The sequence below is a fragment of the Thioclava pacifica DSM 10166 genome (genome assembly GCF_000714535.1).
Lineage (GTDB): Bacteria > Pseudomonadota > Alphaproteobacteria > Rhodobacterales > Rhodobacteraceae > Thioclava > Thioclava pacifica.
Genome location: NZ_AUND01000004.1, coordinates 66,337 through 80,310, shown reverse-complemented (window position 1 = coordinate 80,310; position 13,974 = coordinate 66,337). Strand labels below are relative to the sequence as shown.

Here is a 13,974-nt window from a genome sequence, read left to right as displayed (position 1 = left end):
CCGCCCCAGCCATTCCTCCCTGTATCGAAAAATGTTTTCGGATAAGGCGTTGAGCCGAAAGCGCTTTCAACATGCGTCCCGCGATCATATCGACAGCGGAGCTCATGGATAAAAGCCTGCGCCGAAGACTATGGGGGACCGCCGCCAAAGATCTCGGCCGCAGAAAACAAACGGCCCCGAAGCTTTTCGGCTCCGGGGCAACGCTTGTTTTACAGACCAACAGTTCAGAAGCTGTAGGACAGTCCGAGGCTGACGGCGGGCTGAAGATTCGTGTCGAATTTGTAGGGCGCAATCGGGTTCGGGCTGGTGCTCCAGTCCACGTCCCTTTGCTTGGCGGATTCGAACCGGCCGAGGCTTACCAGCTCGACATTGCCCAGCACCTTGAGGTGCTCGCTCAGCTTGTAGCCAAGGCCCGCGCTGACCTTATAGGCAAACTGGTTCTGGGCGTTGGGGCGAATTTCCGCATAGGTGCCTTCCGTGGCACTGTGGAACTTGTTGCGTGCCACGCCAACTGCCGCGCCGAGTTGCCAGTTCCAGTTCGGAGCGAAGTCCTCCAAGTAATTCACGCCGACGAAGAGCACATCCGAGCTGAGCTTGCCCGAAAAGGGCGTTGCGGTTGCTGCATTATAGGTGCCGGAGAAATCGGTTCCCCAGTCCGTGTCGCCGTATTCGTATTTCGCGTAGCTCACCTCGACCTGGAGATTAGGGTCGAGCTGATAACCGACGGCGAGTGAAAAGCTTCGCTTCGACCCGGTGTCGAGACCCCCCAGGGCCCCATGCGGGGCTGAAGGCGGATTGCCGGCCAGATCGTCGGAGGTCGTCATGCCCCCGCCAATCGTGCCAATCGCACCGGTGACATAAAAAGAGGGCTCACTCTGAGCGAGAGCGGGAAAGGCGAACAGCGCGATGAGCGCCAGTGAAATCTTGTTCATCGAGGGCATACCTTGAAAGGAGTTGGAACGGTTTCAGAGATGTCACTCGCAAAGATACAGGCCAGGTCGCCCTGGAAGTCAGATGGCACTGAGCGGTCAGAGCCGAGCACCCCACGCTTTGAAGACTGCGCGGAAATGATTAGCGATCGTAATGGGTTGCGCAGCCTTTGGGACGCACAAACACATGGGGATTTCAGCGAAAAACGGAACCTGTTGCACGATCGCCAGAAAAGCCGCCCAACGATGCAATCCTGAATTGATTCAGGGATTGCGGCTTATCGCCACAGGCTTTCCGAGCGTAAATCTGCATCATAAAAGGGCGACCGCATCTCTGCGATCGCCCCTCGAAACGCGGTACGTACTTTGCTTCCTCAGACGAGGCGACTTTGCTCCAGCGCGGCCTTGATGAAACCCGCGAAGAGCGGATGCGGCGCGAAGGGTTTGGATTTCAGTTCGGGGTGGAATTGCACACCGATGAACCACGGATGGCCCTTGTGCTCGACGATCTCGGGAAGGCGGCCATCGGGCGACATACCCGAGAAAGTCATGCCACAGCTCTCCAACGGCTCGCGATACTTGATGTCCACCTCGTAGCGGTGACGGTGACGCTCCTCGATATCGGTCGTTCCATAGACTTCGGCGACCTTCGAGCCTTCCTTAAGCGCCGCCGAATAGGCACCCAGACGCATCGTGCCGCCCTTGTCGTCGGTCACCTTGCGCTCGACCCGGTGGTTGCCCTGCACCCATTCCTTGAGGTGATAGACGACCGGGGTGAAGCGCTTCTTGCCCGCCTCATGATCGAACTCTTCCGAGCCCGCATCCTTGACGCCGGCGAGGTTGCGCGCCGCCTCGATCACCGCCATCTGCATCCCGAGGCAGATCCCCAGATAGGGCACGCCCTTCTCGCGCGCGAATTGCGCCGCACGGATCTTGCCTTCGGTGCCACGCTCGCCGAAACCGCCGGGCACGAGGATCGCGTGGTAGTTTTCCAGATAGGGCGCCGGGTCCTCGTGCTCGAAGATCTCGGCGTCGATCCATTCGGCTTTCACGCGGACACGGTTCGCCATGCCGCCATGGGTCAGCGCCTCGGCGATCGATTTGTAGGCATCCTCGAGCTGGACATATTTGCCCACGATCGCGACGCGCACCTCGCCCTCGGCATTGTCGAGGCGGTCCATCACGTCCTCCCAGCGGCTCATGTCGGGTTTCGGCGCGGGCGAGATTCCGAACGCATCCAGCACCGCCTGGTCGAGACCGACGCGGTGATAGGCCAGCGGCGCCTCGTAGATCGACTTCAGGTCATAGGCCGGGATCACGGCATCGGGCCGGACGTTACAGAACAGCGCGATCTTGGCGCGTTCCTTGTCCGGGATCGGCTGCTCGGAGCGGCAGACCAACACGTCGGGCTGAAGGCCGATCGAGCGCAATTCCTTGACCGAGTGCTGCGTGGGCTTGGTCTTCAGCTCGCCGGACGCTGCCAGATAGGGCAGCAGCGTGAGATGCATGAAGATCACCTGACCGCGCGGTCGATCCTGCGAAAACTGGCGGATCGCCTCGAAGAAGGGCAGGCCCTCGATATCGCCCACCGTGCCGCCGATCTCACACAGCATGAAATCGACCTCGTCATCGCCGACCGAGATCCAGTCCTTGATCTCGTTGGTGACGTGGGGGATCACCTGGATCGTCTTGCCCAGATACTCGCCGCGACGCTCCTTCTCGAGCACGTTGGTGTAGATCCGCCCCGAGGAGATCGAGTCGGTCTTGCGCGCCGAAACCCCGGTGAATCGCTCGTAATGGCCAAGATCGAGATCGGTCTCGGCGCCGTCATCGGTGACGAAGACCTCGCCATGCTCGAACGGGCTCATCGTGCCCGGATCGACGTTCAGATACGGGTCAAGTTTACGCAGCCGGACCGAGAAGCCGCGCGCTTGCAGCAATGCCCCCAGGGCGGCCGATGCCAAACCCTTGCCGAGCGACGAGACAACGCCGCCGGTAATGAAGACATAACGTGCCATGAAGACCCCCGTGATCTGCGAAATTCGAAAGTTTCCCTGACCAAAGAAGGTCAGGATCACGGGATTTAATGCTTACACGATTCGCGGCCCGCCCGCAACCGGACCGCAAGCTATTGGGTTAAGAAAGGGGCCAGCCTCAATCGCTTGTGGCAGCCCCGGTCTGTCGGATCAGTTGGACGCGGGCGGAGTCACCGGGCCCGAAGGCGCATCGGTGGTGCTTTCGCCCGAGGTACCGCCGGTCGTGGCCGCCGACCCGCTCGGCGCGGGCGGCATCACGACATCGAGCGACGGCGGGGTCGCCGGGGCGTCATTGGCCGGCGCCGTATCGGCCGGCGCGCTCTGCTCGGTGGTGGCGCTGTCGACAACCGACTCGGTCCGCGCCTTCTGGGCAGCCAGAACGGTCAGCGTGACCGAAGTCACGAAGAAACCGGCCGCGAGGATCCAGGTCACCCGTGTCAGCGCATTGGCTGCCTGGCGACCGGTCATCAGCCCGCCAACGCCGCTCGAGGCGCTCGACGATCCCATGCCGAGACCGCCCCCTTCGGAGCGTTGCAGCAGCACCACGCCAATCAGCAGCAGCGCGAGGATCAGATGGATCGAGAGAACGACGTTTTCCATGAACGGGCCCGGGCCTTCTTTCTTGCGACGCGCCTATCTAGGCGGATGAGACAAAAGGCGCAAGGCCGCTCTGCCCGATTTTCGGCTTTCGCGGGGTCAAATCGCCGCGCCGCTCCCCGCCCGCGCGTCCCCTGCCCCCTCCAACTGCATCAAATATCCCCGCCGGAGGCATCCGCGATCGCCACGCGCAGCCCAACCCCGGCCCGATCGGGACACTCGTCACACGCAAATGCGGGCTTTCGCCCCGCGCGCCGAGCCGCTATACCTCGCGCGGTTTCATACCTGCCAAGGAGAGAGCAATGGCCAATGTCGTCGTCGTCGGCGCCCAATGGGGTGACGAGGGGAAAGGCAAGATCGTGGACTGGCTGTCCGAACGCGCGGACGTGATCGCGCGGTTCCAGGGCGGCCATAACGCGGGCCATACGCTTGTCATCGACGGCAAGGTCTACAAGCTCAACGCGCTGCCTTCGGGCGTGGTGCGCGGCGGCAAGCTTTCCGTGATCGGCAACGGGGTCGTGCTCGACCCGTTCCACCTGCTCTCCGAGATCGAGAAGATCCGTGAACAAGGCGTGGAGATCACCCCCGAGACGCTGATGATCGCGGAGAACACGCCGCTGATCCTGCCGATTCACGGTGAACTCGATCGCGCCCGCGAGGAAGCGGCCTCGAAGGGCACCAAGATCGGCACCACCGGGCGCGGCATCGGCCCGGCCTATGAGGACAAGGTGGGCCGCCGTTCGGTGCGCGTCGCCGATCTCGCCGATGAGGCGACGCTGATCGCCCGTGTCGATCGTGCGCTCCAGCACCACGATCCGCTGCGCAAGGGTCTCGGCATCGCGCCGATCGACCGCGACGCGCTGATCGCCAAACTCAAGGAGATCGCTCCCGAGATCCTGAAATACGCCGCTCCCGTCTGGAAGGTGCTCAACGAGAAGCGCAAGCAGGGCAAGCGGATCCTCTTCGAGGGCGCGCAGGGCTCGCTTCTCGACATCGATTTCGGCACCTACCCCTTCGTGACCTCCTCGAACGTGGTCGCGGGGCAGGCAGCCGCCGGCACCGGTATGGGGCCCGGCGCGATCGACTTCGTGCTCGGCATCGTCAAGGCCTATACGACCCGCGTCGGGGAAGGCCCCTTCCCGACCGAGCTTGAAGACGAGGACGGAAACCGCCTCGGCACGCGCGGCCATGAATTCGGCACCGTCACCGGCCGCAAGCGCCGCTGTGGCTGGTTCGACGCCGCCCTCGTGCGCCAGACCTGTGCGATCTCGGGCGTGAAAGGCATCGCGCTGACCAAGCTCGACGTGCTCGACGGGTTCGAGACGATCAAGATCTGCGTGGGCTACGATCTCGACGGCAAGCGCCTCGACTATCTGCCCACCGCCGCGGAGGAACAGAAACGCTGCGTGCCGGTCTACGAGGAAATCGAAGGCTGGAGCGACTCCACCGAAGGTGCGCGCAGCTGGGCCGATCTTCCGGCCGCGGCGATCAAATATGTCCGCCGGATCGAGGAGCTAATCGACTGCCCCGTCGCGATGCTCTCGACGAGCCCCGAGCGCGACGACACGATCCTCGTGACCGATCCCTTCGCGGATTGACCTCATGGCGCTGAGCTACAAGGCCCGCCGCCGACTGTCGCTTCTGGCCCTCGTCGTGGGCCTGCCCGCCTATATCGTCATTGCCGTCACGGTGGTGAACTGGGCGGGCGCGCGCTGGGGCCGGCTGCCGATCTGGGCCGAGTTCTGCGTCTATGTCGGGCTCGGGATTCTCTGGATCCTCCCGCTCAAACCGATCTTCACCGGGATCGGCAAGGACGACCCCGACGCACCGAAGGAGTGAGGGCAGTCCGCTGCCCCGCAATCGGGTCGCTTCAATCGAGAACAAACCTGACCAGCCCGGCGGCGGCCAGTTCCGCATCGAGCGCGGGCGCGGAGAGAAACGCGTGAACGGCCTGTGCCCCGGCCTCGGCCCCGGGCGGCAGAAACACCGTCATGTCGATATGCGCCCCGAGATCGTCCGGAAAAATCGCAACCGGCTCGACCCCCGGCGTGGCGATCAACGTGCTGAGTGGCGCGATTGCCAGGGAGCTCTCGCCAGTTACGACAGCCCGCACGGGCTCTCCGCCCCCCATCGCACGGCTCTTGCGCAGAATCTCTTCAGTCAACCCCATACGGTCCAGCACCTTGTGAAACGTATGTCCGCTCGTGCCTGCCCCGGTATAGGCAATGTTTTCGGCCTCGCGCAGAAGGCCTGCGATTGCATCGGTCTCGGTCCGAAGGCCACCCGCAGTGCCCGTCTTGCCCCCGACAGCCAACGGCACGCGGCCGAAAGCGCGATGGCTTGCTGCCTCCACCCGGCCCTCGCGGATCAGCGGCTTCACGTAATGCGGGTTGCTCAAAGCGAGATCATAAGGCTCACCGGCGGCGATTCTCTCGGGAATTGCGGGATTGAGATCCACATTGAGAAGGATCGGCTGGCCGGCAACTGCCTCGAGACGCGGAGCGAGCTTTTCGAATAGCGCGCGGACGGCGACGGGTACGAAAATGCGAAGACAATCCATGGCCCGCCCCCAATGCAAGACAGCCCAGCCTAGCATGGCGCGGCCCAAATGGCGCGGGCTCTCCGCGCCTGGCGGCACAAAAGGAAAAGAGCGGCCCCGCGGGACCGCCCTTTCAAGCATATGAACGCGGACCTTACTGGCCCGACGCGATCTTCGCCTCGTCCCAGTAGCGCGAGGCCTCGGTGATCGCGTATTGGCCGCGCTTCACCTTGGTGATCTTGCCCTGACGCAGAAGCCGACCAAAGACGCGCATCCGCTCTTCGCGCGGCACTTCCGCGGTTTCCTCGAACGAGGCGAGCTTGCGCATGATCTGCGGCGGCGAGAAATGCGGGCGCCCCTCGACCGCAGCGGTGTAGGCAGCGGCGGCTTCGAGCAGATCCGAAAGACCCTGCGTGCCGAGGCTTTCGGCAAACTCGGCAAAGCTGGTGGCCTGGTTCGGGTCCATCGGCGCGACCTCAGCCTCTTCGGCCGCAGCGATTTGCGCAGCCGAGATGCGACGCGGGCGGATCACATGGGTCGTGCGGGCGGGCGCGTCCTCCTCAACCGATGCCTCGGCCTCGGGCTCGGCATCGATACGCTGCTCGGAGACCAGAACCAGCGGCGCGGGACGCATCGGCTCGGGGCGGCGCGATTGCGCATCGCCCGAGGTCACCGGGCGGCGCGGACGCACGGCCTGGGTCAGATCGGCACGGTACGGCTCGCTCGCATCGGATTCGGGTGCACCACCCGAGGCCGTATCCTGACCCTTGGCGAGGCGATCCGCGACGGTCGCGGCCACGGCCGCCTTGAGATGGGCGATCGCGGAGAAGCGGCGGCGCGTCTCGACACCCTTGGCCTGCTTGTCGGCCTCGGCGAGAAGGCGCGACATCTCGGCTTCGCGGTCATCTTCGGAAACCGGCGGAAGCGGCGGTGGGGCGGTCTCGCGCGCGGCGATCGCGGGCGTTTCCTCGACCGCTTCTTCCTCGGCGCTCTCTTCGTGCGCGATCTCCTCCTCGGCAGCCTCGATCTCCTCCGAGAGCTCGGCGGCCTCATCCTCGTGATCGAGTGCAATTTCGTCTTCCTGCGGCTCAGGCGGCAGCGCCTCGCCCAGGATCAAGACGTCGGGGCGCGCGGGCGTCTCGTCGGAAGCCTCATCGGGCATCTCCGAAAGCATCTCGAGCTCCTGCTCGGCCTCAGCCTGCTCGTCTTCCTCGACAACCGGCTCTTGCGCTTCGGCCTCATCTTCTTCGATCAGAGCTTCGTCCGGTTCCGCGATATCCTCAGCCTCGAGCATCTCTTCGAACTCGGCCACCGGCTCTTGGGTCTCTTCGGCTTCGGCGGTGAGCGTCTCTTCCTCGATCGCCTCTTCCGGCATCTCGATTTCGACCTCGACCGGCTCTTCCGAGGCAGTCTCCTCGATCGGGTCGAAGATCATCCCGGAGAGGTCGACCTCGGGCATTTCCTCCACGATCTCGGCGCTTTCTTCCGCAATGGCGGGCGCTTCGCTCGTGTCATCGTCTTCGAGCGCGGCCAGCTCGCGCATCAGATCTTCTTCATCCTCGGGCGAGAGGCTGCCAGGGGCAGCCATGACCGGCGCGGGCGCTTCGGACTGCTCTTCGTTCTCAGCCCCCAGTTCGGCGGCGAGACGCGCAGCGAGATCGTCTTCTTCATCCTGCCCGGCCACGACCGCTTCAGCCGTTTCGGTCACGGTGGCTTCGGTCACGGCCACGGCCTCGCGACGACGCACCTTGATCACACGCGCACGCAACGGCGGGGTCTCGGCGACGGGGTCTTCAGCCGGAGCCTCGGCGGTCTCTTCCTCTTCGGTCGCGACGGGTTCGATCTCTTCCGCCTCGATCACGTCCTCGGCGGCAATCGCGACCTCTTCCGGCGCGTCCTGCGCGGGCGCCTCTTGCGACGTCACATCTTCCGCAACAGGTTCTTCCGCAACAGGTTCTTCGACCGGCTCGGAGGGCGCCTCGGCGACCTCTTCAATCGCCGGTGCCTCTTCGATCTCGGGCTCGTCTTGAGCATCAATCTCGGACGCGGTTTCATCCTCCGCGACCTCTTCTTCAGACAGTTCTTCCGCCATCGCCTTCAGAGCGGCGATACGTTTCTGGCGCTTGGCGGCCCGACGGGCACGGCGGAGCGCCTGACGCTTTTCAAGCTCGGAAGCCTCGGCAGTCTCTTCGGCAGCTTCAACCTGCTCGGGCTGCGCGGCGATCTCGTCTTCGGAAGTCTCTTCCGCCTCGGTCTCTGCGGACACGTCCTCTGCTTGTGCATCCTCAAGCGTCGTTTCTTCAGCAACCTCGACCTCGATAGTCTCGGCCTCGGCGGCATGCTCTTCGCTTGCGGTGTCGTCTTCGGACGCGTCTACCGGAGCGGAGAGGTCTTCCATCTCACCTTCGGCGATCTCGTCCATGCCCAGCGGCCCGGAAATATCCAGCTCATAGCCGAAATCTTCAGACTCCGAGGGCGCTTCCGCTTCGAATTGGCCAAGCAGCGCTTCGGCCTCCATCGCGGGGGCGGGCTCATCCTCTTCGGCAAAGCTTTCGCTCTGAGCGGCGCGGGCACGCGCCACGGCTTCACGGATACGCTGGAGCTTGGCGGCGACGGAATCCGCGGCGGGCTCGCTCGCAGTCGCGGCAGGTTCGGGCGCGGCGGTCTCGGGTTCCGGCGTGGGTGCAACCTGGGCAACAGCCGGTTGCGGCTCGGACTCGAGAACGGGTTCCGGCGCGGGCGCTTCGGCTGCACGCGCTTCCTCGACCGGCGTGGCCGGCATGTCAGCAACCTCGGACTGAGCGCCGAGCAGAGTGTCTTGCGCCTTCAGGACGACGCCGTTCTCCTGGATTTTCGCTTCGACACGACGCTGGATCTCGCGCTCGGCGATGCGGTGAAGCATCTCGGCGTCGGGCTGCGGGGGCTCGGCCCCGAAATAGCGATCGTCAGCGGCCAGATCGCGGAAATATTCCGCAATTGCCTTCATCGTGTTGAACGGCTCGTCGAACCCTTCCAGGGTGCACGAAAAGGGGCCGTAGGATACGGTCAGGATCTTGTTCGCACCAACCATGGACCACTCGCTTTCTTTTGAACCTCATTGGACCTTACATTCCGGGCCAACTGGTTCTTTCGCGTGAACGAAAAAGGGCAATTGAAAGGTATTTTATCGGTCTCGATTGTGTTTCTTTGCCATATTCGTCATCAATCATGCCATGTTCATCCCGATTGTCCATTCATCCACCGGGGTCACGCTCTTGGGCGCCGGGGCAGTCAAGCACAGCGATGTTGACGAAGCGTTGACAATCGCACCCTGCCTCGTAGCGGCCGATGGAGGCGGAGATCGGGCGCTTGCGATGGGTTTGGAACCGCAAGCAGTGATCGGAGATCTGGATTCCCTGTCGCAGTCAGCCCGCGAGCGGCTCGGGTCGCGGGTCCACCATATTGCCGAGCAAGACAGCACCGATTTCGCGAAATCCCTGCAACGGATAAAGGCCCCCTTCGTCCTGGCACTTGGGTTCACCGGATTGCGGCTCGATCATACGCTGGCGGCGATGACAGACCTCATTCGCAGCGCGCATCGCGTGGTGATGCTCGCCGAGGAGGAGGTGATTTTCCGTTGCCCGCCCCGCCTCTCGCTTGATCTGGCAGAGGGAACGCGGGTGTCATTGTTTCCATTTGGAGAGGTAAAGGCGCGCTCCGACGGGCTCTATTGGCCGCTCGACGGCATCGGCTTCACGCCCGCCGAGCGAGTCGGCACCTCGAACCGCGCGACCGGAGCGGTCAATATCGCACTGGAGGGGCCGGCGCTGGTCATGCTGCCGCGCGAAGAATTGGGCGCGGCGCTGACCGGTCTGGGGATCGGTTAACGCGCGCCCTACCCCGTTTGCACTCGCAACGCGCCTTCAAGCCAAGGGGCATCGGCCAGCGCAGGCTGCACCACCCGCGCCTCCAGAAGAGTTCGCAAACGGCCCGCCACCTTCGCGGGCCAGTCGCCCATCATCCCTTCGCGCGCAGCCAGCACGATCCGCCGGGTCATCGGCGCACCGTCGAGCGGCGAGAGTGCGAGCCCCGCGCGCGGCGCGTGCCGCACGGCCGAAGGCGTCAGGATCGTCCACCCCCGCCCCGCCGCGACCAGCGCGAGAATCGCGGGGTAGCTGTCGAGTTCCAGCCGATGCCCCGGCGCGCCTCCCGCATGCAACAGATGCGCGGCGATCTGGCGGCCCATCAGCGTGCGCTGCGAATAATGGATCAAAGGCAGATCCTCGCCGCCCCCCGCCGGAGCTCTGGCGGGATACACGGCGAGGAACGGCTCGCTCAGCAAGGGATGGACCTCTATTCCTTCGAGCGCCGTGCCCTGCGGTTCCGCCACAACCGCCACGTCGAGCCCGCGCGCCTCGAGCTTCGACAAAAGCCGATGGCTCGGCCCGGTTTCCAGTTCGAACCGGCAGGCGGTAAGCTCATCGGCCATGTCCGCAAGCAGAAGCGGCGTTACCTCCGCCTCGAAATCCTCGATCATGCCCAGTCGGAAGCTGCTTAGTCCCGCCGGGTCGGCCTGCCCCACTTCGGCGCGCCCGCGCGCAAGCTCATCGAGCATCGCATCGGCATGCGGCAGGAAGGCCCGCCCCGCCGCGGTCAGCGCGAATGGCCGGGCCGAGCGGTCCACCAACTCTGCGCCCAAAGCCGCCTCAAGCGCAGCAAGCTGCTGACTGACCGCCGGGGCCGAGACCCCCAGACGGCGCGCGGCAGCGGTGATCGCCCCTTCCTCAGCGGTGGCCACGAAGACCTCCACCGCCCAAAGGCTGATGCGGGGATTGGCGGCGGGCATGGGGCGAGGCTCCGTTGCGGATTGAGTTCGGTGCAGACTGCCCTGCCCCGCCCCGTCGCGCAAGCCGCCGCTGCGCGCTCGCGGCCCATTGACGCCGCCGTTGCTGCGGATAGCCTCTTGGCCAGACATGATGAGGAGTCGCGAGATGAAAGACCAAAGCTGGCAGGACCGCGCTGATGCGCATAGCTTCTACGGCTTCACTGATCTGCCCACGATCCATGATCGCGGCACGGTCGTGGTGACCCATGGCGAAGGCCCCTACATCTTCGACACCGAAGGCCGGAAATATCTCGACGCCAATTCGGGGCTCTGGAACATGGTCGCGGGCTTTGACCATCCCGGTCTGATCGAGGCGGCACAGGCGCAATATGCGCGCTTCCCCGGCTATCACGCCTTCTTCGGGCGGATGTCGGACCAGACGGTGATGCTGTCGGAAAAACTCGTCGAGGTCTCGCCCTTCGAGGACGGCAAGGTGTTCTACACCAACTCGGGCTCCGAGGCGAATGACACGATGGTCAAGATGCTGTGGTTCATGCACGCCTCGGAAGGCAAGCCGCAGAAGCGCAAGATCCTGACCCGCAAGAATGCCTATCACGGGGTCACCGCCGTGTCGGCCTCGATGACCGGCAAGCCCTATAACGCGGTCTTCGGCCTGCCTTTGCCGGGCTTCATCCACCTCACCTGCCCGCATTTCTGGCGCGAGGGTCAGCCCGGCGAGACCGAGGAGCAATTCACCCAGCGCCTCGCAAACGAACTGGAAGCGACGATCATCAAGGAAGGCGCCGACACGATCGCGGGCTTCTTTGCCGAACCGGTGATGGGCGCAGGCGGGGTGATCACGCCGCCGAAGGGCTATTTCCAGGCCGTGTCGAAGGTCCTGAAGAAATACGACATCCCGCTGATCTCGGACGAGGTGATCTGCGGCTTCGGGCGCACCGGCAGCACCTGGGGTTGCGAGACCTACGAGTTCATGCCCGACGCGATCATTTCCTCGAAGAACCTCACCGCCGGGTTCTTCCCGATGGGCGCGGTGATCCTCGGGCCGGAACTGGCGGGGCGGATGCAGGCTGCCTCCGAAGTGATCGAGGAATTCCCGCATGGCTTCACCGCTTCGGGCCATCCGGTCGGCTGCGCGATTGCGCTCAAGGCCATCGACGTGGTGATGAACGAGGGGCTGGCGGATAACGTCAAACGCCTGAGCCCGCGCCTCGAGGCCGGCCTCGCCCAGATCGCACAGAACCCCAATATCGGAGAGCTGCGCGGCGTGGGCTACATGTGGGCGCTGGAGGCGGTGAAGGACCGCGAGACCAAGACCCCGTTCGACGGCTCGCTTTCGGTCTCCGAACGCATCGCCAATGCCTGCACCGATCAGGGGCTGATCTGCCGACCCTTGGGGCAATCGGTGGTGCTCTGCCCGCCCTTCATCCTCACAGAGCCGCAGATGGACGAGATGTTCGAGAAGCTGGACGCGGCGCTGAAGAAAGTGTTTGCGGAGGTGGGGTGAAGGGGGGCGCGTCTCCTTGCCGACTTTAAGAACGCGCAACCGATCCCGGAGTTGAAAAAGGCCGCGTCCCTCGACGCGGCCTTTCCTCATTCACGCGCTCGCGGCGCCCGCATTGCGCCGGCGCGGACGGCGGCGCTTGGGCATGGCGTTGCCGCCAGCCTCGACCTTAGGCTTCGCCTCGCCGCGCGGTTTCGAACGGGCCTGACCTTGCGGCTGGCCCTGCCCCTGCGGTTTGCCCTGAGGCTTGCCGCCGCGACCCTTGTTGCCACCGGCGCGCGGGCCGCCGCGACCCCGGCCACGGGCGGCGCGCGCCGAGGGGCGCACGGCCTCGGCCGGACGCTCGCCGCTGGCGGTCGGGATCTCGATCTTCATCAGCTTTTCGATCTGCAGGAAGTTATCCGCCTCGTCGGGGCAGCAAAACGCGATCGCCTCGCCCTCGCGACCGGCGCGCGCGGTGCGGCCGATCCGGTGGACATAGGCGTCGGGCACGTCGGGCAGGTCGTAATTGACGACATAGGCCACGCCCGGAATGTCGATGCCGCGCGCGGCCACATCGGTTGCGACCAGCACGTTCACCTTGCCATCGCGGAAGCCCTTGATCGCGCGGTCGCGCTGACCCTGCGATTTGTTGCCGTGGATCGATTCCGCGTTGAACCCGTCGGCGCGCAGGCTCTTCATCAGCTTCTCGGCGCCGTGCTTGGTGCGCGCGAAGACGAGCGTCAGCGCACCCATATCGGCGGTGAGGATATCGCGCAGCTTGCGGGCCTTCTCGGCCTTGGAGTCGAGGAAGTGCACCGATTGGGTGATCTTGTCGGCGGCCTTGCCGGGGGGCGAGACCTGCACGCGCTTGGGATCGGTCAGGTAGGCCTGCGAGATCTCTTCCATCTGTTTCGGCATCGTGGCCGAGAAGAGCAGCGTCTGGCGCGGGGTGCCAAGGCGCGGGGCGATCTTGCGCAGCGCGTGGATGAAGCCGAGATCGAGCATCTGGTCGGCCTCGTCGAGCACCAGATGGCGGGTGTAGCGCAGGTCCACAGCGCCACGATCCATCAGATCGATCAGACGGCCCGGGGTCGCGACGAGGATGTCATTGCCGCGATGCATCAGGCTGATCTGACGGTTGATCGACTGGCCGCCGACGACGGTGGCCACGTTCATCTTGGTGCCCTGAACGAGGTTCGAGAGGTTCTCGGCGATCTGGTTCACCAGCTCGCGGGTCGGCGCGAGGATCAGCGCCTTGCAGGTCTTGGGCGAAGGTTTGCCCGGCTGCGCCATCAGCTTGTCGATAAGCGGCAGGCCGAAAGCCAGCGTCTTGCCGGTGCCGGTCTGGGCGAGGCCCAGCACGTCATGGCCCGCGAGAACCAGCGGGATCGCCTGTTCCTGGATCGGGGTCGGCTGGGTGAATTTTGCGCGTGCAAGCGACTTGAGAATGGCCGGGGAGAGCCCCAGCGAGGAGAAATCGGACAATGCCTATCCTTTATGACCGTGGTGCCCGACGCGGGGCGCGACGCACGGAGATCAGCCCGGGCGGGATTGCCCGGAGCGCA

At 64.6% G+C, this 13,974-nt stretch carries 11 protein-coding genes; 4 read left to right on the top strand and 7 right to left on the bottom strand.

From position 1 onward, the window contains the following. Positions 1–224 precede the first annotated feature (224 nt). The 3 genes from TP2_RS04725 to secG all read right to left on the bottom strand — a co-directional run bounded on the left by TP2_RS04725 (position 225) and on the right by secG (position 3,565). Positions 225–932, bottom strand: coding sequence for an outer membrane protein (locus TP2_RS04725; protein WP_169739504.1), 708 nt, complete (start codon positions 930–932; stop codon positions 225–227). A gap of 371 nt (positions 933–1,303) precedes the next feature. Continuing rightward, positions 1,304–2,947: a CTP synthase gene (locus tag TP2_RS04720; protein ID WP_038074190.1), complete on the bottom strand. Its 1,644-nt coding sequence runs from the start codon at positions 2,945–2,947 to the stop codon at positions 1,304–1,306. A 168-nt stretch (positions 2,948–3,115) separates the two neighbouring features. Continuing rightward, positions 3,116–3,565 carry a preprotein translocase subunit SecG gene (secG, locus tag TP2_RS19010; RefSeq protein ID WP_038074148.1) on the bottom strand — a complete coding sequence of 150 codons (450 nt, stop codon included), beginning with the start codon at positions 3,563–3,565 and terminating at the stop codon, positions 3,116–3,118. 299 nt (positions 3,566–3,864) lie between these two features. Between secG and TP2_RS04710 the strand changes: the two genes are divergently transcribed. Both TP2_RS04710 and TP2_RS04705 read left to right on the top strand, forming a co-directional pair. Continuing rightward, positions 3,865–5,160: an adenylosuccinate synthase gene (locus tag TP2_RS04710; RefSeq protein ID WP_038074145.1), complete on the top strand. Its 1,296-nt coding sequence runs from the start codon at positions 3,865–3,867 to the stop codon at positions 5,158–5,160. Between the two features lie 4 nt (positions 5,161–5,164). Then, positions 5,165–5,401: a DUF2842 domain-containing protein gene (locus TP2_RS04705; RefSeq protein ID WP_038074142.1), complete on the top strand. Its 237-nt coding sequence runs from the start codon at positions 5,165–5,167 to the stop codon at positions 5,399–5,401. Positions 5,402–5,432: 31 nt separating this feature from the next. Here TP2_RS04705 and TP2_RS04700 read toward each other — a convergent pair whose 3' ends face one another. Next, complete coding sequence (locus TP2_RS04700; RefSeq protein ID WP_038074140.1) at positions 5,433–6,122, bottom strand: substrate-binding domain-containing protein; 690 nt, start codon at positions 6,120–6,122, stop codon at positions 5,433–5,435. Between the two features lie 133 nt (positions 6,123–6,255). Further along, positions 6,256–9,171, bottom strand: coding sequence for a hypothetical protein (locus TP2_RS17880; RefSeq protein WP_051692182.1), 2,916 nt, complete (start codon positions 9,169–9,171; stop codon positions 6,256–6,258). 142 nt (positions 9,172–9,313) lie between these two features. Here TP2_RS17880 and TP2_RS04690 point away from each other — a divergent pair, with 142 nt between their 5' ends. Beyond that, positions 9,314–9,967: a thiamine diphosphokinase gene (locus tag TP2_RS04690; protein WP_038074185.1), complete on the top strand. Its 654-nt coding sequence runs from the start codon at positions 9,314–9,316 to the stop codon at positions 9,965–9,967. Between the two features lie 8 nt (positions 9,968–9,975). On the opposite strand, the gene TP2_RS04685 is transcribed toward TP2_RS04690, so the two are convergent. Beyond that, entirely contained in the window at positions 9,976–10,926 is a 951-nt protein-coding gene (locus TP2_RS04685) for a LysR family transcriptional regulator (protein WP_038074139.1), read from the bottom strand. Positions 10,927–11,071: 145 nt separating this feature from the next. Here TP2_RS04685 and TP2_RS04680 point away from each other — a divergent pair, with 145 nt between their 5' ends. Beyond that, positions 11,072–12,430, top strand: a complete 1,359-nt coding sequence (locus TP2_RS04680; protein ID WP_038074138.1) for an aminotransferase — start codon at positions 11,072–11,074, stop codon at positions 12,428–12,430. Positions 12,431–12,520: 90 nt separating this feature from the next. Here the strand turns inward: TP2_RS04680 and TP2_RS04675 are convergent, their stop codons facing one another. Then, positions 12,521–13,894: a DEAD/DEAH box helicase gene (locus TP2_RS04675; protein ID WP_038074136.1), complete on the bottom strand. Its 1,374-nt coding sequence runs from the start codon at positions 13,892–13,894 to the stop codon at positions 12,521–12,523. Between the last annotated feature and the right edge of the window lie 80 nt (positions 13,895–13,974).